This window comes from Nocardia sp. NPDC051321 (assembly GCF_044455225.1).
Classification (GTDB): domain Bacteria; phylum Actinomycetota; class Actinomycetes; order Mycobacteriales; family Mycobacteriaceae; genus Nocardia.
On the sequence record NZ_JBITEM010000005.1, the window covers coordinates 223967 to 244084 of the forward strand.

17 protein-coding genes and 1 tRNA gene are annotated in these 20118 nt (G+C 62.9%); 10 read left to right on the forward strand and 8 right to left on the reverse strand.

Annotated elements, in window-relative coordinates:
* The first annotated feature begins 17 nt into the window (after positions 1–17).
* Positions 18–4250, forward strand: coding sequence for a MobF family relaxase (gene mobF, locus ACIA8C_RS13275; RefSeq protein WP_397134181.1), 4233 nt, complete (start codon positions 18–20; stop codon positions 4248–4250).
* Between the two features lie 155 nt (positions 4251–4405).
* On the opposite strand, the gene ACIA8C_RS13280 is transcribed toward mobF, so the two are convergent.
* The 4 genes from ACIA8C_RS13280 to ACIA8C_RS13295 are packed head-to-tail and all read right to left on the reverse strand — an operon-like array spanning position 4406 to position 7793.
* Positions 4406–4753: a hypothetical protein gene (locus tag ACIA8C_RS13280; RefSeq protein ID WP_397134183.1), complete on the reverse strand. Its 348-nt coding sequence runs from the start codon at positions 4751–4753 to the stop codon at positions 4406–4408.
* A 53-nt stretch (positions 4754–4806) separates the two neighbouring features.
* Positions 4807–5247 (reverse strand): NUDIX domain-containing protein, encoded by a 441-nt coding sequence (locus tag ACIA8C_RS13285; protein ID WP_397134185.1) that lies wholly within the window; start codon positions 5245–5247, stop codon positions 4807–4809.
* Between the two features lie 6 nt (positions 5248–5253).
* Positions 5254–6507 (reverse strand): DegT/DnrJ/EryC1/StrS family aminotransferase, encoded by a 1254-nt coding sequence (locus tag ACIA8C_RS13290; protein WP_397134187.1) that lies wholly within the window; start codon positions 6505–6507, stop codon positions 5254–5256.
* On the reverse strand, positions 6504–7793 hold the full coding sequence (locus tag ACIA8C_RS13295; protein ID WP_397134189.1) for a Gfo/Idh/MocA family protein: 1290 nt from the start codon (positions 7791–7793) through the stop codon (positions 6504–6506). Before ACIA8C_RS13295 ends, ACIA8C_RS13290 begins: the two co-directional genes overlap by 4 nt.
* 51 nt (positions 7794–7844) lie before the next feature.
* Here ACIA8C_RS13295 and ACIA8C_RS13300 point away from each other — a divergent pair, with 51 nt between their 5' ends.
* From ACIA8C_RS13300 to ACIA8C_RS13330, 7 genes are all read left to right on the forward strand, one after another.
* The gene (locus tag ACIA8C_RS13300; RefSeq protein WP_397134191.1) at positions 7845–9086 is read left to right on the forward strand and encodes an XRE family transcriptional regulator; all 1242 of its coding nucleotides are present in this window, start codon (positions 7845–7847) and stop codon (positions 9084–9086) included.
* The gene (locus ACIA8C_RS13305) at positions 9083–9976 is read left to right on the forward strand and encodes a phosphotransferase enzyme family protein (RefSeq protein WP_397134193.1); all 894 of its coding nucleotides are present in this window, start codon (positions 9083–9085) and stop codon (positions 9974–9976) included. Before ACIA8C_RS13300 ends, ACIA8C_RS13305 begins: the two co-directional genes overlap by 4 nt.
* 257 nt (positions 9977–10233) lie before the next feature.
* Positions 10234–10530 carry an MTH1187 family thiamine-binding protein gene (locus ACIA8C_RS13310; protein WP_397134195.1) on the forward strand — a complete coding sequence of 99 codons (297 nt, stop codon included), beginning with the start codon at positions 10234–10236 and terminating at the stop codon, positions 10528–10530.
* Between the two features lie 39 nt (positions 10531–10569).
* Complete coding sequence (locus ACIA8C_RS13315) at positions 10570–11283, forward strand: DUF1152 domain-containing protein (RefSeq protein WP_397134197.1); 714 nt, start codon at positions 10570–10572, stop codon at positions 11281–11283.
* Positions 11256–11612 carry a hypothetical protein gene (locus tag ACIA8C_RS13320; RefSeq protein ID WP_397134199.1) on the forward strand — a complete coding sequence of 119 codons (357 nt, stop codon included), beginning with the start codon at positions 11256–11258 and terminating at the stop codon, positions 11610–11612. The genes ACIA8C_RS13315 and ACIA8C_RS13320 overlap by 28 nt, the downstream gene beginning before the upstream one ends.
* Positions 11613–12070: 458 nt before the next feature.
* Positions 12071–13264: an AAA family ATPase gene (locus ACIA8C_RS13325; RefSeq protein ID WP_397134201.1), complete on the forward strand. Its 1194-nt coding sequence runs from the start codon at positions 12071–12073 to the stop codon at positions 13262–13264.
* Between the two features lie 1407 nt (positions 13265–14671).
* Positions 14672–16411 (forward strand): recombinase family protein, encoded by a 1740-nt coding sequence (locus tag ACIA8C_RS13330; RefSeq protein ID WP_397134203.1) that lies wholly within the window; start codon positions 14672–14674, stop codon positions 16409–16411.
* On the opposite strand, the gene ACIA8C_RS13335 is transcribed toward ACIA8C_RS13330, so the two are convergent.
* Positions 16390–16477 (reverse strand) — tRNA-Leu (locus ACIA8C_RS13335). The two genes, ACIA8C_RS13330 and ACIA8C_RS13335, sit on opposite strands and share 22 nt — an antisense overlap.
* A 121-nt stretch (positions 16478–16598) precedes the next feature.
* Between ACIA8C_RS13335 and ACIA8C_RS13340 the strand changes: the two genes are divergently transcribed.
* Entirely contained in the window at positions 16599–17474 is an 876-nt protein-coding gene (locus tag ACIA8C_RS13340) for a glycosyltransferase family 2 protein (RefSeq protein ID WP_397134205.1), read from the forward strand.
* A gap of 161 nt (positions 17475–17635) precedes the next feature.
* Here ACIA8C_RS13340 and ACIA8C_RS13345 read toward each other — a convergent pair whose 3' ends face one another.
* Entirely contained in the window at positions 17636–18094 is a 459-nt protein-coding gene (locus ACIA8C_RS13345) for a CinA family protein (RefSeq protein WP_397134207.1), read from the reverse strand.
* A gap of 158 nt (positions 18095–18252) precedes the next feature.
* On the reverse strand, positions 18253–19122 hold the full coding sequence (locus ACIA8C_RS13350) for an NAD(P)-dependent oxidoreductase (RefSeq protein WP_397134209.1): 870 nt from the start codon (positions 19120–19122) through the stop codon (positions 18253–18255).
* A 146-nt stretch (positions 19123–19268) separates the two neighbouring features.
* Between ACIA8C_RS13350 and ACIA8C_RS13355 the strand changes: the two genes are divergently transcribed.
* Positions 19269–19628, forward strand: a complete 360-nt coding sequence (locus ACIA8C_RS13355) for a winged helix-turn-helix transcriptional regulator (protein WP_397134211.1) — start codon at positions 19269–19271, stop codon at positions 19626–19628.
* Between the two features lie 3 nt (positions 19629–19631).
* Here ACIA8C_RS13355 and ACIA8C_RS13360 read toward each other — a convergent pair whose 3' ends face one another.
* Positions 19632–19862 (reverse strand): hypothetical protein, encoded by a 231-nt coding sequence (locus ACIA8C_RS13360; RefSeq protein WP_397134213.1) that lies wholly within the window; start codon positions 19860–19862, stop codon positions 19632–19634.
* Positions 19863–20118: the final 256 nt, after the last annotated feature.

Sequence of the window (20118 nt, forward strand, 5' to 3'; positions counted from 1 at the left end):
TAATGCTTGCTGGAGGTATGACCGCGACGATCCACAAAGTCGTGGCAGGCAATGGGTATCAATATTATCTCCGCAATGTCGCCGCGAACGATGTCTTCTCCCGAGGCCGCCCCAGTCTCGCCGGCTACTACTCCGAGCGGGGAGAGACACCAGGCCGCTGGCGCGGCTCCGGGTTGGCCGGCCTGGACATCCATGCAGGTGAGGAAGTCACCGAGGAACAAATGAAATCCCTGTTCGGACTGGGGCGCCATCCGAACGCCGAGGTGATCGAAGACCGTGTCTACGACGAGCAGATCCGACTCGGCGCGAAGCACAAGGACGCCGCCCGAGCCGCCGACAAGGCAACCCGTTTAGGTCATCCATTCCGGCTTTATGCAGATACTTCCGAGTACCGGAAACGGTGCGCAAAGGCATTCGAGCAATACAATATCGCGCACGATTTACCTCCCGGCGATGCTATTTCCGATGCAGATCGGGCGCAGATTCGTACCCATGTCGCGTTCGAAATGTTCACCGGAACCTACGACCGGCCACCGGTTGATGCGCGGGAATTGTCGGGGTGGGTGGCCAAGAACTCGCGCCCGCACACCACCGCGGTCGCCGGTTTCGACATCACCTTCTCGCCGGTCAAGTCGGTCTCGGTGCTGTGGGCGGTTGCGCCGCGCACGGTGTCCGAGCAGATCGAGGCCGCACACCATGCCGCCATCACCGACGCACTGCGCTGGCTCGAGGAGCACGCGATCTTCACTAGGTTGGGCCGCAACGGAGTCCGGCAGGCCGAGGTCGAAGGTATCGTCGCGGCCGTCTTCTCCCACCGCGACAGCCGCGCAGGTGACCCGGACCTACACACCCACGTGCTCATCGCCAACCGCGTACGCACCCTGGACGGCAAGTGGCGCACCCTCGACGGCTCCGAAATCTATCGCGCGTCGGTGACAACCTCGGAGATATACAACACCCGCCTCGAACATCACCTCGAACGATTGACCGGGGTCGAGTTCACCGAACGCCCCGGCCACGACCCCGCCAAACGCCCGATCCGGGAAATCGTCGGCATCCCAACACCATTGATCACCGCCTGGTCGCGCCGCGACACCGCGATCACCACCCGACTCGGCGAGCTCACCGCACAGTTCCAAACCCTCCACGGGCGCGAACCAACACCAGGAGAAATGTTCGACCTCGCCGAGCGCGCCACCCTCGAAACCCGCCCCGCCAAACACCTCCTGCGCTCCCTTGCCGAGCAACGCAACACCTGGCGCGAAGAGGCCGCAACACTTCTTGGAGGCCGAGAAGCGTTGGCTCGCATGGTGAGTACGGCGTTGAATCCACGACGGACGACCCGCCCACCGATCACCGAGCAGTGGATCACGCACACTGCCGAGCGTGTCATCGAGGTCATTTCTGAGCACCGAGCGACCTGGCAGGCAAACAACTTGAGGGCCGAAATCGAACGCCAACTGCGGGGAAAGGTGCGCGGCGAAGACTGGGAACACGTCGCAGAAGCAGTGCTGGCCGAGACCATTTCCCCAACACATGCCGTCGCCCAATACGATCCAGATCTGACCGACGAGCCCGAACTCCGCACGGTCCCGGTGGTGTTGCGGCGCCGAGACGGCACGAGCGTGTACACCTCGGCGGGCAGCCAGGTCTACACCTCAGCGCGCACTCTGTCAGTCGAACAGCAGCTGATCGATCTGTCGATCCAACCCGGCGCTCGCCAGCTCCCTGCAGAAACGATCGCCGCCGCAGTCGACGACTACAACGCCGCGCATCCCGATCGGCCGCTGAATGCGGGGCAGGTCAGCGTGATCCAGGGTTTCGGCGCGTCGAATCTGCGGGTCCGCACCACCAACGCGCCCGCCGGTTCGGGCAAGACCACGGCGATGGCGGTGCTCGGAAACGCGTGGACGGCCAGCGGCGGCCGAGTCCTCGGACTCGCCCCTACCGCAGCTGCGGCGGCAGTACTCGGCGAGTCGATCAACCAACGAGTCGAGACCGTCGACAAGGTCCTCGACGTCCTCAACCGGCACACCCCCACACCGACGAACCCGTATCTCGACCGAGAGTATCCGCCGTCGTTGCCGCAATGGGTCCTCGATATCGATCCTGACACGTTGGTGATCGTCGACGAGCACACCAAAATCGGGAACCGCAAACGCCTTCGCCTGCTGCGGTTTCTCTCCGATCGCGGAGCGACGATCCGCTGTATCGGTGACCCGCGCCAGCTCGCATCGATCGAAGCCGGCGGAGCCGACATGGACATGGCCGCCACGACTCCCGACGCCACACTGACCCTGACCCACGTCGTCCGGTTCAACTCCAGCGGCGAAGCGATCGCGAGTTTGCAGCTGCGCGAAGGAGATCCGGCCGCATTGGGCTGGTATCTGGACAACGGCCGCATCCACGGCGGACACGAAGGTGCGGTCCACGATGACGCGTTCGTCGCTTGGACCGCGGATCATCTCGCAGGCCGCGACACCATCATGTTGGCCGCGACGCATTCTGTGGTGACCGAGCTCAATGCGCGTGCCCGCGCCGATCGCCTCGCCCGCGCTGGTAGACCGGTGGGCGTGCAATCGGTGCTCTGCGACGGCTTGGCGGCGTCGGTAGGTGACGTCATCCGCACCCGACGCAACAATCCGAGACTGCGTTTAGGCGAACGTGACTGGGTCCGCAACGGCTACACATGGATCGTTACCGCAGTCCACGACGACGGAAGTCTCACAGCAACCCACCATAGCCCCGGCCGAAAACCGGTCCACAGTGTGCGACTGCCCGCCGACTATGTCGGCGAACATGTGCGCCTCGGGTACGCGACAACGATTGATTCCGCGCAAGGAATCACCGCCGAAACCTGTCACGTCGCACTCACCGGAGGTGAATCTCTGCCGCAACTTTACGTCGCACTCACCCGCGGAATCTTCGCCAACCACGTCTACGTCCCGACCGCCTTGGACGGTTCGGAGGGGTCGTTCTGGTCCGAACCCGCAGCGAATCCGCGCACCGCTGTCGAGATTTTGTTGCGCGTTTTCGCCCATGATGGCGCACAGAAATCCGCGCACACCACGCTGCGAGACGCGCTCGATCCACACCAACGCATCAGCCGCGCGCTCGATATCTACCTCGACTCGATCGGTGTCGCCGCCGAAAACGCACTCGGTCCCGAGGGTTTGGATCGCCTCGACGCCGACGCTGAGGCGGTCCTCGCACACCTCACCGACTGCCCCGCCTACCCAGTCCTGCGCCAACATCTCGCCATCATCGCGCTGTCCGGACATGATCCGATCGCCGAGTTACGCAAAGCGAAGAACGCACGCGAACTCGACACCGCCGACGACATTGCCGCCGTGCTCGACTGGCGACTCGACCCAACCGGCGCCCACTCCACCGGACCCGGACCACTCCCTTGGGCTGTCGGAATCCCCGCCCGCCTAGACGCCGAGCGCGACACCACACAGCTCGCCGCCCGCGCACGTATCGTCGTTGACCTTGCCGACCAGATCCGGGCCGACGCCGCAACGTGGACACCCGCCTCAGCACCGCCGTGGGTCCACCCCCTCCTCGACACCGATCGACAACTCGTCCATGATCTCGCCGTGTGGCGCGCTTCGCTGCATGTCGATGACCGCGACCTACGTCCAACCGGACCGCCCCGGCACACCGTGCTCGAGCGAGAACACCAGCAACTGCTCGACACCCGCGTCACCAACGTCCGCGGCGACGCGCACCTCCCGGCCAACAAGTGGGCACCTCTCGTGCAAACCATCGCACCACGGGTCGTCAACGACCCGTGGTGGCCGAGCATCGCCTCCAAGATCGAGACCGCTCACCACGCCGGAATCGACATCGAAACCCGCCTCACCAACGCCGCCCGAACGCGGCCGTTGCCCGATGAGATGCCCGCCGCCGCACTCTGGTCTCGGCTGGAACTCGACACCTCACCCGCCGACGCACCCAACCGCGAGGACACGACCAACCCCGCGATTGAGACCCCGGCGGGCCGCGACACCACCATATTCACGGAACCAGAACCACGTACTGCCTTGGTAGACAACGACGAACTCCTTCACGGCCCGGCAGCCGAAACACAGAGCACCGACAGCGACGACGGCGCCCACTATCAATCAGCAGTGGAAGCTGCCGACCTACAGCAGCAGTGCGGTTGGAGTACCGCGGATGAGCTCGGATTCGATACCGACGATGACCAGATCGTCGCATGGCAACGAGACATCGACTTAGGTCTATAACCCCAATCCGATCCGTCGGCGGCGCGGAGCTGCTCGCTCAGCCGTCGACGATGACCGCGTGGTCGTTGATCTCGAACGGCCTGTCGTCCAGTTCCAAACCCGCAGCGCGACAACTTGATCCATCGAATATGCACGCAGTCCGGCGTGAATGGCTGTTAGCCATCCGCCCGTTCATCGAGAACCATCCGGCCGTTGTCGACCAACGTATTGCGAGCGCGTCGGCGCACACGGCATCGGTCCACAGAACATTCGAGGTGCACCTGCATCGCCTTGTGCGCCTGTGCGGTGGTCATCGCGCCCGGATCGGCCGAGCACGACCACACCGGGGCGTGTAGGTAGTCGGCGACGGGCAAATCACTGGTCGGGCAACCAACGTCACGGGCGAACTGTTTTTCACGTTCGAGCCGCTTGGCTATCCGATCAACCGTCAGCTTGCTGTCGGGCATATCTCTCGTTCCCTTCGTGCGGAATGGCTCGGCGATCCGGCCCTCGGCGGGCTTCAACCGGGTTGGTGCTCACGAGTAGCCTGCGCTGGCGGCCGTTCCCGAAATTGCGGTCAGACAGTCCGATACCGGTGCAGTACTTCCTTAACGGCGTCGGTGACGGGCGGCTCTTCGGCCAGATTTGTCCAGGTGTAGGCGTCATGCTCGGTCAGCTCGACCGGTTCGGGATCGACCACGTCGACGGTGAAGTTGAACTGTCGGCTCTTCTTGCCGCTTCCGGATTGATAGTCGAACTCGCCCAGGTACTTTCGGATGCTCGCGATGTCGAGTCCGGTCTCCTCTTTCACTTCACGGATCAGGGCTTGGTCGAGGGTTTCGCCCGGATCGACCTTGCCGCTGGGCAGTTCCCAGATGCCGCCCATGAAATCGTCGGCCGGTCGTTGCAGCAGCAGGACTTTGCCGTCGTGAGCGACGACCGCGCCGACGACGAGTTGTTCAACCTGGTCGCGTTCGGCGTCGCTGGTCAGTGCCTCCAGCAGCGTGGTGTCGATCATCAATTCTTATCCCTTCAACTCGGTGTGATGTTCGGTGACTTTGCGGATGGCTTCGATGTAGCGATCAACGATCGGCAGGTCTTGTTCCTGGTGCCAGACCGGCAGTTTGAGCGTGGCGTGGTGAATCTGCTCGGCCCGCGGGTAGTCGCCGGGCCCGTAGGCCAGTTTGCCGGTGAATGCCGGAAACAACGGCCCCGGCTCCTGAAACAGCGGTAGCAGGTTCAGCGGACAAGTAGAACCAGGACGATCGAGCTCAACGCAACCTTCGGCCAGCAGTGCGGCGTGGAAACGTTCGACGGGCACATCGTCGAAGGAGTCGCCGTCGTACTGCATGGTGAATCCGTACCAGGACGAGCGAACACCTTGTTCATGCCCTGGCATCGTTACGCCGGGCAACTCGCCAAGTTCTTCGGCGATATGTTCGGCAATGCGCTGACGCCCATCGAGGTAGTCATCCAGACGCGAAAGTTGTTCCAGCGCAATCGCGGCGGCCAACGGATGGATGCGGTGTTTAAGGCCCATCCCGGTGACGGCGTAGCGGTGCAGTGCACTGTCGGCTGGGATCCCGCTACGGCAACGCTTGTTGTACTGCCCGTGTAGCAGGACTCGGTGATAGACCTCGTCGTCATCGGTCAGCACGAAGCCACCTTCGCCGGCGGACAAGGGCTTGGGTCCGTTCATGCTGAATGCGGCAGCGCGCCCGAAAGTACCGACCTTCTTGCCAGCGACGCTCGCCCCGTGAGCGTGGGACGCGTCCTCGAGCAGTCGCAGACCGTAGGTGTCCACGAGCTGTTTCAGGCTCTGGATTTGAGCAGGCATTCCCCACATGTGTGTCACCACAATGGCTTTGGTGCGGTCGGTGATCCGCCGTGGTAGGTCGTGCGGATCGAGATTGCCATTCGCGTCACAGTCGGCCAGCACCGGCGTCGCACCCAGATGCAAAAGCGGGGTTACCGTGGCGAAGAAGGTGTAGGCAGGCACGATCACTTCGTCGCCCGGCCCGATTCCGCACGCGGCATACATCGAGTACAGGGCGGCGGTGCCCGAGCTGGTGAGGACGGCATACTGCACGCCGAAATAGCGCTGCAGGGCATCTTCTAGCTCGGCGATCACGCCGGAGCGGTTGTAGATGGAGATGCCATCACGCAGTTGATCGAGCACCGCACCAGCGGTGGCGTCAGTCAGCGGTGGCCACGAAAAGTGCGGGTCCGCTTCACTAATGACCGGTGTGCCGCCGAAAAGAGCCAATGAAGAAGTCACAGCAACTCCTGTGGGTTGATAGAAGTGCGGGCACGTGCTGCCTCGTAACAGGCCGCGACAAAAGCCATGTGGGCCAGGTTGTCAACTGGGGTACTGAGGTTCGGTCGGGTGCCATCGATGACGCGGTGGAAGTAATCGATCTGACACGCCGCAGCCGATGGCCATGCCTGCTCGCGCCGCAGCGACTCGACGACCTCACCGCCGTTGGTCAGCCGACGAATGCAACCACGTTCCAGATGGACGATGCCGTCGGAGCCGATCAGCCGGATCTCCTCGGCTTTGGGACCGACAAAACGGGATAACAGCAATGAGCCGTACAAGCCACCGTCATACGAGAAGTGAACGAGCGCAGTATCTTCGGCATCGTAGCTACGATCCGGCCGCGCACTGACAGACACGTCGGCTGTGATGCTGTCCGGCAGACCGAAATACCACAGAATCAAGTCGATCAGGTGGTAGCCCATATCGATGATGCAGCCACCTCCGGCTTTGGCCGTAACGCCACGCCAGCCGTCGGACGGGTCCTCCACGTGCACCGTATAGCGAGCGTCCACCAGAAACGGCGTCCCGATCTGATCAGCAAGCTGGATAAAGCTGCCGTAGATCGGGTTGAAGCGGCGCTGCAACGTAACCATCAACTCGATGCCGGACTGCTGACAAAGTTCGGCTAGTTCAATGGCCTCAACCAAGCTGGTAGCGAACGGCTTCTCCTTGAGTACGTGAACCCCATGTTCCGCGGCGGCTTCGATCACACGTCGCCCGATATCGTGCGGCACGCAGACGATGACGAAGTCGAGCTGCTCGGCGTTGAACATCTCCCAGAAATCGGTGTAGCCCGACACCTGATACCGCTGCCTCTGTTCGGCAACGACCGCGGGATTCTCGTCACAGACGGCAACAAGCTCGGCTGTACTGCACGCGAGCAACCCCGGCAGATGGTCATCCACCGCCTGGCGGCCCAGGCCTACGACACCGGCTCGTAATGCTGGCCGACTCCGAGTCGTGAGTCTGCTTGTCCGCCAGGATTGTTCGATCTCTGGCCTAGTAACGCAGGGCGCTAGTCCACTGCCGATGATGCCTCGAAGCGATTCGCACGATCTCATTGGATCCCCCAGAATTGTGAGGTAGTGCTCGTGATGGTCGACTTCTAGCGTCGGCGCTGACGAGGCCCGGGAAGAGGGCAAGTTACGGGGCAGAAAGCAGTCCGGCCGCGTCATGTCAGTGCGGCTGGATAAACTGAGCCGACCGGTTACTCGGCAAGGGGGCATATGCCACCAAACGTGCATCTGCAGCGGCGACGCGAGGCGACACCATCACGGGTTGAGTCTGGGCGTGCGATGGGCCGCGCCGAGCTTGCGGAAGCGATCAACAACTATCTGTGGCGTACCCACCGGCAGCGCTGTGACCTTGATGCCCGCACCATCGCTCGGTACGAGCGCGGCGTTGTCCGCTGGCCGAACGAGCGCTACCGCGAAGCGTTCCGCGCAGTTCTGAGCGCAACCGACAGCGAACTCGGCTTCATACCCACCCGTCAGCGGCGAGAAGACCCCCAGTACCCCGATGCGACGCTGGCCGTGAATCTGTTCAGCCCGTTCGATCCGGGCGCCGTCCCGACCACCTATCTTGGGCTGAGCGCACCGGACGACAAGCCAGTCAGCCGCGTTGGCTGGACAGACGTCGATCAGGTGCGGTCCGCCACGAAGGAGGCGGCATCAGCCGAGAATCTGCATGGCGGCGGCTCGGCCAGCCTCACCGCGGGAACTCAACTCAGCCGCTTCGTTCGACTGCTCGATGGGCACTCCACACTGACCACTCGCCGTGCATTGCTTGAAGCGATCGGAAACCTCAGCAGCGTCGCCGGTTACGCCGCCTTCGACATCGGCAACTACCCGGTGGCCGAGCGCCGCTTCCGGCTAGCCCTCTGGTGTGCCGACAACGCCGGATCCTGGGAACTACGCGCCAGCACGCTGGCGGACATGGCCCGAAAGATGGCCTACGTCGGCAACACCGATGGCGCGCTGTCGTTGATCGAACTTGCACAAGTCCGATCAGACCGGCTGTCTGCCACTGCTCGCGCGATGCTCGGCGCGCTGCGCGCCCAGTTCCTGGCCGCAGCAGGACGGATCCAGGAGACTCTCAACGAAGTCGCCAGGTCCGACGAGCATTTTGCTAACCGCGCGCCCGACACCGATGCTCCTTGGCTGTGCTACTACGACACCGCCGAACACCTCGGCAGCACCGGAAAGGCATTGATTCCAGTCGCAAAAGCACGGCAGCGCATCGACCTGGCAGCACCAAGAATTCGTGAAGCCGTTGCGCTGCAAGGAACGCAGTACCCGCGGTCGCGAACCTTCTCGCTCACTCGATTAGCCACCCTGACAATGCAATTGGACGACCCGAGAGAGGCCGCCGCAATCGGCCTCCAAGCTACCCAGCAGGCCACCGCCTTTCGCTCGCAGCGCATCCAGAACGAACTCCGCACCCTAGCCGCAGCCGCCGCGCCTCGGCGACGCATGACCGAGGTCGCCGAACTGCGGTATGCCATCGCCAGCAGCGCACCAACAGGTTCGGTGCGATGAGTCCGGCAAGCGCACGCACTTCGGCCGACGAGGTGCTGGCCAAGGCTGCGGAAATCAGCGGTGTCGATCTGCGTAGTGCCGAACTGATTCGCGACGGCTCACACGCCATCTACCGATTGGCCGACGACATCGTCGCCAGGATCGGACACCCAGGAAGCAGCGATGATGCCCAGCGCGAACTCCGGATTTCCCAGTGGCTCAACGATTCCGGCATTCCGACCGTCGAGGCCGTAACCTCACTGACACAACCGATCATCGTCGCCGATCGTCCCGTCACCTGGTGGCGCTTGATCCCCGACCACCGCCCGTCGACACCGGGCGAGCTGGGCGCAATGCTGCGGGCACTGCACGCGTTGCCACCGCCAACCGAATTCGAGCTCCCCGCCTACGACCCTTTCACAGGACTCGACGAGCGCATCGACTCTGCAGGCATGCTCGACCACGACGACCGGACGTGGTTGCTCCAGCACTACACACGACTACGCGCCCAATATGATGAATTGCCAAATAACCTCTCCCCCTGCGTGATTCACGGTGACGCCTGGCAAGGCAACCTAGTAGTACCGCCCTCAGGCATCCCGACAGTGCTCGACCTCGACAAGGTGTCAATCGGCCGACGCGAATGGGACCTCACCCAACTAGGCGTGGACTACACCGATTTCAGCCGCGTACCCCACGACGACTACCAGTCCTTCGTCACAGCTTACGGCGGCGATGACGTCACCCAGTGGCCAGGATTCCGAACCCTCGCCGACATCCAAGAGCTGCGGTGGGTCGCATTTGCCGTTGCCCAATCGACAGGCAACGGCAAGGCCGCTCTACAAGCCAAGCACCGGATCGCGTGCTTACGCGGACAGGTGCCGCGACCGTGGCAATGGGAGGCGTTGTAGGGACGGTTCGCCACGTAACGTCAGGGCACGCACTTCGTTCTCAGCTCGCGAACAACTAAATCGATTGCTGCACAATCTACTTGACAAATCTTACTGCCGGGCTCGCCACGACGAGTAGCCGTTTACCTCATGCGGAACCTGCGGCAGTGCCACGACAAGATCCATCAGCACGCCCGAACTTCACCCGAGCACCCACGCTTCGCTGCGTACTCTACAGTCCTACAACAGGTTTCGTATCGATAGAGGAGGAGCAAGCTATGCTCGCAGCGTTCTCGATCACCCCGGTCGGAGTTGGAGAAGGTGTCGGCGAGCAGGTGGCCGCAGCCGTCCGCGTTATCCGCGACAGTGGTCTCCCCAACCGGACCGCAGCCAGCTTCACCGAAATCGAAGGCGACTGGGACGAGGTGATGGCAGTCATCAAGGCCGCAACCGACGCCGTCATGGCCGTCTCCGCCAGGTGCAGCATCATCATCAAGGCCGACATCCGCCCGGGTTACAACAACACCCTGACCACCAAGCTCGAATCCGTCGAGCGCCACCTCGCCCAGCAGTGACCAGTAGAGCTATTGCAATCGCCGCTGGCGGAGGTGGCGATGTCGTCGCCGCGTCGGTACTCGCAGCGACTTCGGGACCGCTTCGACGTCGTGGCCCTCGCCAGCTATTCCTGGGACCGCTTTATCGTCGACCCGACCCCTGGGCCACGTAGCTACAACGATTTCGACGGTCTAACCATTCATCACGAATTCGTCGCCGAGGTGACCGCGTCGGCGCGGCTCCGCGGCCCTGGCTGGTCGACACTGCCGCCACTGGTGCGCTACCTGGCCCACCCACTACTACTGATGGATCCAGCCGGCGGAGCGGCTGGCCTTGCTGCCCAGTTCCGCGCCGCATCTCAGGTCTTCGATGCGGACACACTGATCGTCATAGACGTCGGCGGAGACGTCCTCGCCGAAGGACACGAGCCAGGACTACGTAGCCCGTTGGGCGACTCGCTCACGCTCGCGGCCGCCGTGCAAACAGGACTGTTGGTGCAGCTTCTCATCGCCGGAGTCGGACTCGACGGAGAGCTGACACCGCGCGAGTTGAGCACACTGCTGGACCGTCACAACTCGACAGTGGTCGCCGAACTCAGCGCCACCGATGTCTCGACAGTCGCCGAGGTGTGGAACTGGCACCCCTCCGAGGCCAACGGGCTGCTCTATGTCGCTGCACAGGGTGGCGTGGCAAGGTCGAAACCCAGCGCAATGCACTCATCGACATCACCAACGACGCCACGAGGGTGTACGAAGTCGACGCCGCCGGAGTAGCCGCGCGCTCCCTGGCAGTCGACCTGATCGAGGCCCTCTCCCTGGAACAAGCCGAGCAGCGTACCCGAGCCCGCCGTGGCTACAGCGACATCGATACCGAACGCAATCGCCATGCCACGCGACGAGAACCACGCGCCCCGACCACCGAAACTATTGGCGACATCGACCGGTACAGGCACAACGCCTCGCGGCGCGGCGTCAACGCCCTGACGCTTCGCCGGGTCATCGAGCTGACCGGCGCAACAGGTGCAGACGCTGGAAACGCTTTGCGCAAAATGCTCGAACACGAACGGCCGGACAACATGCGCCCGCCCCTCTACCTGGTGTGACGTTCAAACCCAACGAACGTCTGCCCATGCAGATGCGCGTTTAAGGCGGACTCGGTGTTTCCGGAGATTCCCGGGTTCCGGCGTTCCAGGGAGGCAGTGTGGTCCGGCATCCAGGCGATTCCGCCCCGACAGCGACACGGCGGTGACAGCGAATCCATGGCGAACTGCGGGACGAATGCGGGAGTGGTTCGAATCGTCGTTGCCGTGGTAGGGCTTCTGCTCCGGAGGCAGACTCGGGCCGGTTTCCGGGGGTCCTCGGCTGGTCGTCGCCGAACTGGTGAATGCGCGTTGTTGATGGGCGTCGGCAGGTATCTGGGGTTGTCCTACGAAGGCCCGGCATCGAGACCTCCGGCTATCGCGACATGCGGCTTCGGAGAGGGCTGGCCGCCCCCGCAACATACAGAAGTGGGCACGATATGTGCAGATGTGACGCCGATGTTGGCACTAGTGTGGGGTGCGTGACCGACGATAACGTTCGCAACAAGGTGCAGAGGGCTGCTCGCCTGGCTGGGGTGTTCACGCCTGCAGCGCCGGTCTCGACGCTGGAAGCCTTTACTGGCCGCCTGAATCAGATCATGCAGACGACTTCGGCTGTCGCGCAGCCAGGGCGGCATGTAATCCTGTACGGGGAAAGGGGCGTTGGGAAAACCTCATTGGCGAATGTATTGTCTGACATCTTGCCTCCACAAGAAGGCAGAAGCATGTCAGCGGTCCGTATCAACTGCGCGGTCGATGACTCATACGGTGTCCTTTGGGGAAAGGTGTTCGACGAGCTTCGGGTCGATCGACCCGATTCGTGGCGCCATACCAATCCAAATCCTGATGATATCCGTAGAATGCTGGGCGAGCTTCAGCCACCGCGAGTGTTGGTGATTGATGAATATGACCGGATCGACGACGACGCTGCGCTATCTCTGATGGCTGACACAATAAAGGCTCTCTCTGACCATCTGGTGAAGACGAAGTTGGTGCTCGTCGGCGTGTCAGACTCGATTGAGGGGCTGATAGGTGAGCATGAATCTGTTCGTCGCGCGCTTGAGGAAGTGCAGATGCCGAGGATGGACCGCAACGAAGTCAGTCAGCTTGTCCGCCGTGGATTCGGAGTTGCGGAGCTGACGATTACGTCCGAGGCTGAGCATCGAATTGTGCGACTGTCCGAGGGGCTGCCGACATATGCACACCTTCTCTCTCTGAAGTCTGGCGAGCGGGCGATCGCTGATGATCGGGACACCGTGACATTGGTGGACATCGAACAGTCGACCAAGCAGGTTGTATCCAGTCAGCATTCGATGACTGCGGACTACCACACCGCCACACATAGCAGTCGTCCGGAAGCGAAGTATGCACAGGTTCTAGCTGCTTGTGCACTCGCTAAGAAGGATCCGCTCGGGTTCTTCACCGCGAAGTCAGTGGCGAAGCCTCTGTCATCGATTTTGGGGAAGACGGTTGAGATCCCTCACTTTTCCCGACACTTGGCTAGTTTCCTTGAGGACGATCGAGGGCGGGTTCTGGTCCGGCGAGGGGTGCCGAAGAACTATCAGTATCGATTCCGTGACCCCTTGATGCAACCATTTGCTATCCTCGCGGCCCTCGCGAATGAATTAGTTCAGGAGGGCTTTAGGAGTGAGCTTTTCGACAACATCGAGGCCTAGTCCGACGCTCTTTCGTCTCCACGCGGGCTTGTTTAGATCTGCGGCGTTCTTGCTCCGGAGACAAATTCAGGCCTGTCGGCACAAGGGTTAGGACAGCCGCCTGACACTTCGTTACTTTCTTTTCGGATAGGTCGCTTATCCGCCGCTTTGCGTGTTTGGTGACTTTTCCTTCCCCTGTTTCCTCGTCCTGGCCATCCCTGAGCGGAGGGAGGGCGTGTCAAGGGCGTTCTTTCCCTTGACTCGTCCGAGTGAGGTCAGACAATTGCGGCATGAGGAGGCAGGGATCTACGCGACCATCGGCCACCGTCTCACCGCGGATTGCTCCCCGTCCGGCCTCCGGCGACCGGGACCACAGCCAGTCACCCCGTCAGGTGCTGGACGATGTGATCCGCTGCGGAGGTAGGTCGGGTACGGCTCACGTCGTGCCCACACTTACTCGGATATGCCCAAAGCGACCAAGAGTGTCGTGGAGTGGACGTTGTGAGCGCAAGCGCGGTTACCGACGTGCCGACGCGCCCGCCTGCCGCAGCTTGCGGAGGCCGGCGGTCGCGCGGCGCGGCGCGGCGGTAGCCGCGCGGGCGGCGCGCAGCGCCGCTCTTGATCCTGTATGGCCGAATTCGGCAGCAACTCGTACACGTAATTGTCGTGGTTCGACTGATGCTTGACACTCCGGCTCCACGAGGGGCTAGGTACCGTGTGTACAGCCTTCAGATGTGGCACGAATGCTGAATATCAGGTTTCATGGTGAGGGGAGAATCAGGCGGACGGTGAGGAGCTGTCCTCCATGTCTCTGCACGAAACCCGCCTCTTCCAGTCAGCGGACGCTCAGAGGAATCGCAATGTCCCCGACCGCCGATGCCGAGCACACCAGCCCGCTCTCGGTCGGGACTCGGTATGACGCGTCGCGATCGCTCCAGCCGTGACAGTTCCGATCATGGCAGGCGTAGAGAGGTCAACGTGGTCTGTCCAGGTGACCCGCCTGTGCTGAATCCGGCGGCGGCCATGGCACTTCTACGACTCATCCTGCGCTCCGTGGACGAGCATCACGGCGCCGTAGGAGATGCCGAGCCCGGTGGGTCAAACGCATCGCCCGAGACCAATAGAGCGGGCAAACCGCCTTCGACGGACGCTCCCAATCCGGGTGCCCGCCAGCGATCGACGGATTCCCGAGACCCTTCTCGTCCACCAACTCGTGCGGTCGAGAACGTTGAGAAACCACCGCGGTCAGGTCGTCGACGATCTCGTCGACGACGGACTACACGGGCCGACCGTGCGGGCTCCTAGCGCGCAGACCTTGCGTCCCGTCGCGATGCCGCACCTGTGCGTCGCGGCCTCCATCTGTGATCGCGAATGATGTCCGGGGGCATCATGGGATACGCGCGCCAACAGACTGCCAAGGAGGAAGCGATGCCGAGCGAGACCAACGAGTGGGCGGTGCTTGATGGGCTGCTCGGCATCGAAGTTGCGGACCAGGAGTCCGATGGGAGTCAGCGGCTCGCGTTCTACGGTCGTTGCTCGACCGAGGACAACCAGGACCCCGAGACCTCGTACGGCTGGCAGTCGGGCAATGCGCAGAAGTTTGCCCCTGGCTCAATTGTCGCCTCGTACTTCGACGTTGGGCAGTCGCGATCGGTGCCGTGGCATCGCCGTACGCAGGCCGCGAAGCTGCTCGCCGATCTCAAAAATCCCAATCGAGGCTGGAATGCGATCGTCGTCGGCGAGGGCACACGCTGCTGGTTCGGCAACCAGTTCAGTCTCGTTGCCCCGCGGATCCAAGCTCACGGGGTCCATATCTGGGTGCCGGAGCTGGGCGGTAAGTACAACGCCAAGAACGCCACCCACAACATGATGATGAGCATGCTGGGCGGGCTCAGCGAGTCTGAGCGCCAGCACGTTCAGCAGCGCACGCGCGCCAGCATGGACGCCCAAGTACTCAACGAGGGACGCCACCAGGGCGGGCGCGCGCCCTACGGGTACGTCGTGGTCGACGGACCGCCGCACCCCAACCCGCACCGCGCAGCAGACGGACTGAAGCTTCGCCTCCTCTCGATCGACGTCGCCGCGGCTCCGGTGGTCCAGCGCATCTTCCGCGAATACATCGGCGGCCGAGGCGATAAGGCGATCGCGGAAGGACTCAACCGCGACGGCATCCCATGTCCGTCAGCCCATCGCCCCGAGCAGAACCGCCACCGCTCCGGCGACGGCTGGCAGGCGCCCACCGTCGCGGCGATCCTGCAGAACCCGCGCTACACCGGCTACGCGGTATTCGGTCGATGGACCAAGCGAGAAGAACTGATCGATCCCGATGATGTCGCCGCCGGTTACGCGATCCGGTTCGTGCGAGCGACTGCGGATCGCATCGTCCGTTCCCGACGTCCTGCCCATCCGCATATCGTCTCCGTCGAACAGTTCACCGAGGCACATCTGATCCGCAGAGGCCGCGCCGGCGTCACCAACCGAGACCGCGCGAAACTCGAGCGAACCAGAACCCTGATCCCACGTCCATACCTGCTGCGCGGGCACATCCGCTGCGATACCTGCAACCGCAAGATGCAAGCCGAACTGGTCGGCCAGAATGTCTATTACCGTTGCCGTGCAAGAACTCTCGCGCCCGGCAGCGATGCGCTGACCGATCACCCGAAGACGGTCAACCTGCGAGAGTCAGTAATCGTGGACCCGCTGAACGGCTGGCTCTCAACCCTTTTCGATCGCAAGCATCGAAACCAGACCATCGCGACCCTCCTGGAATCCCAAGAAACCGACGACACAGATGCCGTTCGCGCACTGCTGCGTCGCCGAATTACCGACGCGGACACGAAGTTACAGCGCCACCTAGCGGCCATCGAAGCAGGCGTAGACCCGGCGGCCTTCGTGACTTCGATGAACGCAGCACAAGCAGAGAAAGCCGCAGCGCGGGCCGAACTCGACGCCATACCGAAGCCGATCCGACTGACCGAAACCGAGATGCACAAGCTGATCGAATCAGCAGGAGACATCCGCGCCGTACTCACGGCTGGAGCCCCAGAAGATAAGCAACTTCTCTACGAAGCCCTGAACATCCAGGTCCGGTACCAGCACCGACAACAGCTTGCTGTTGTCAGTGCCAGCCTCCCTGGGTTTAGCACTGGTGTCCGGAGGGGGACTTGAACCCCCACGCCCGTTAAAGGGCACTAGCACCTCAAGCTAGCGCGTCTGCCATTCCGCCACCCGGACCGGTGGTGCTCAGCAAGATTATAGGATCTCGCGGCGTGGACCAAATCGCCGGTTGACCACGTGTTTTGTGGAGAGTTAGGTGGTGTGGGGGCGGCGGGGTTCACCTGATAGGTTCGCGCGCATGTCTCGCGGCGAGGGTACGAGCGTCGGCCTCATTCTGGTGACGTATCAGAGCGCGGAGGATCTGCCGCCATTTCTGGAGTCATTGCCGGCCGCGGTGGCGCCGTTCGCGCTGGATGTGGTCGGTGTCGACAACGTTTCCGCTGATCGAAGCGTGGAACTGGTCGAGGCGTTCGGTGGTCGGGTGATCCGTAACCGGGAGAATGTTGGTCTTGCTGCGGCGATCAACCAGGGTGCTGCGGCGACCGACGCGGAATGGATTTTGGTCGCCAATCCCGACACCTGGCTCGCGCCGGGGTCGATAGCTGGGCTGGTTGAGACGGCGATGAGCGATGACGGTATCGGGATGATCGGGCCGCGGGTGGCCAGGTTCGATGGGACGCAGTACTCGACCGGGCGCCGGTTTCCGTCGCTTACGGTGGGGACCGCGCACGCACTGCTCGGTGGGGTCTGGCCGGGCAATCCTGCGACGCGCAGGTACTTCGGTGAACCTGTCACCACGGTCAGTGCTGTCGACTGGATCTCTGGTTGCTGTATGTTATTCCGCCGCAGTGCATTCGATGCGATCGGCGGGTTCGATACGCGGTACTTTCTGTATTTTGAAGAGACCAAAGCAGCGTTGGATATGCACCGTGCCGGCTGGCGAGTGGTGCTGGACCCGAATGTCGAGATCCGCCACCGCGAAGGTGGCAGCATGCGGTCGGCGCCGTTTCGCAAGATCCGCTGCCACCACCGCAGCGCGTTGCGGTTCTACTGCGACTATCACCGACGGTCGCCATGGTTGGTATTCGCGCCGGTGGTGGCAGTGGGGCTGGTGGTTCGCGGTGCGATATCAGGGCTACGCACCGCGATCACTCAACGCATTGCTAGGCAATAACCTGTACACGAACCCCGTCAGGACCAGGCTGAATTGGCCTAGCGATTAACCGTGGCCATTACGTATGCGCGCCGGCAGCGTGCCGACAATCACTACCGCAGCCGCTGAACCGCAACTTCGCCGTTAACCGGCGATCAACGCCACCCACAGGCAGGCACCTACTACCTGAACGACTTCGCCGCAGCGAGCAACATGCCGACCGCATGACGTACCGACCGGGCGAGAACCTCTTCCGGCTCACCGTCGTAATGCTGATGTTCCGCGTCGACGCGCGAACGCGTGGCCACGGCGAACCAGACCGAGCCGGCCGGCTCGCCGTCCTGCGGATCCGGACCGCCGACGCCGGTGGTGGCGACGGCGATGTCGGTATCCATCAGTGCCCGAACGCTTTCGGCCATCGCCCTGGCCGCTACCTCGGAGACAACGGGTACGTCGGGAACATCGAGCACGCGATACTTGACCATCGCGGAATAGGCGACAACTCCCCCACGGAACCACTGGGCCGAATCGGGCGCGGCGCCGAGCGTCGCGGCGAGGTTTCCGGCGGTCAGCGATTCGGCGACGGCGATCGTCAGGCCGTCACGCTTGGCGAGCTCGGCAAGTTTCACCGCGGACTTCATTGCGGTACCTCCTGCTAGTGGTCACGGGTGTCTTGTCAGCACATAACCGGATTTGCCCGAGACAAACGCATCCGAGTGCTCTCTCGAACCCAGTAAAAAGCCGAACTCCCCTGTGATGCATGAGAGTCCGGCTTTTGAGAGGGCTCAGATCCGGTCTGTCAGACCAGTTCTTCGATAGTTCGAGCAAACTCCTGGGAACCGTGGCCGTCAGCCACCTGACGATCGATGAGGTTTTTGATGGGGGCGACGAAGTCGACGGTGACGCCTGCGTCGCGGGTGGCTCGGTTGATGGCGTCGAGGGCGGCTTTGTGGAAGGCGAGGGATTGGATGGGTTGGGTGTAGTCGCCGCCGTCGATGATCTGGCCGTAGGCGGGGAGCCTTTGGGCCATGGCGGTGACAAATGGGGTGGAGCGCTCGGCGAAGGCGCTGGCTGAGACGCCTACCGAGCGCATCATGGCCGCGCCGTGCATGAAGCCGGTGAACATGGCGTACATGTTGGCGAGCAAAGCGAAGTCGTAGGTCGAGGCCAGGCCGGCGTCGTCGCCGAAATATTCTGCGGCCGCTAGCAATTCGAGGGTTTCGCGGTGTTCTTCGAAGACGGCGCCCGAACCGCTGTACAGGATGGACGCGCCGGGCTGTCCGATCATCGGCGGGACGGCCATGATGCCGCCGTCGAGGTAGTCGATGCCGTGCCGGGCGGCCCACATGCCGAGTTCGCGGGCCTCGTTGGGGGCGGTGCTGGTCAGGTTGATGACCTGCCTGCCGGACAGTTGGCCGGCCACTGGGTCGAGGGTGGCGTGCACGGAGGCGTGATCGAACAGGACGACGATGATCGGCCCGGCGGCTTGGATAGCCTTGCCAACCGACGCGACACCGACCGCACCGGCGGCGACGAGGTCGGCATCCTTGCCGGGGGTGCGGTTCCACACCGTTGTCGGGTGGCCGCCCTTCCGCAGCGTCGCGGCCAGTGCTTGGCCCATCGCGCCAAGCCCGAGGACCGTCACCGGGGTGTTCGTGGTTTCCGCCATTGCGGGGTCAACTCCTTGGAAAGTCAGTGAACGGGGTGGTCAGCGCGCTGAAACCAACACTGCTCTTTGCCCGCGATGACGACAAGTACCTACTATTTGGTCGGGTACTTACCAATGGGTGTGTGAACAGGTAGCGAGGTCGGGCGATGGGTGAGAAGAGATCCGGACCATACTTCTGCGGCATCGACGCGGCGATGGACGTGGTCGGTGGCAAATGGAAGGCGCTGATCCTGTGGGAGCTGGAGACGCACGGCGTCCGCCGGTTCGGTGAACTCCGCCGCGGCCTGCCCGGCGTCTCGGAGAAGATGCTGATCCAGCAGCTGCGCGAGCTGGAGGAGGACGGGATCGTGTCCCGCGAGGTCTATCGCGAGGTGCCGCCGCGCGTCGAATACCGGCTCACCGCATCGGGCGCCGCCCTCAACCGCGCACTGGAACCGCTCGGCGACTGGGGGCGCGAGCGCATCGATCGGATCGGCGCGGGTCGCGTTCACCCGGCGACGACCTAACGTTTACTCCCGACCGGGTGTGGGCTTATCGATTGTGACGGAAGGCATTTGGTCGACGGTTGTCGTCGAGGGGGTCGAGATGTACGGCAACGTCCGCACCTGCTGGTCGTTCGCGGGCATCGGGGGCTCGTTTTCGGGCATCAGGAGCAGGGCCATGATGATGAGCAGCAGAGCTGCCAACCCGCCAAGAATCGGTCGGCAGTAAACGCGCACATGCAGGTGATCGGATCCCATGCCCGATCCGTTACCTACGACCGCGCATAAGCCTCCCTCAGCGCAGCGGTGGGGTCGGCGGCGATGCGAGTGTTGCATTTCACCAATACCATTCCGACACAATCTGTTTCGATGACTACGCCAACGCTGCGGGTCAACCCGAACCGACAGTCGGACGCCGCCATCACCGCAACCGACGCCAGCACGCAATCTCATCGAGCCCGCCATGGGCACCCACACGCTTCTGCGACCCGCATCACATTTGCCTATTGAATGT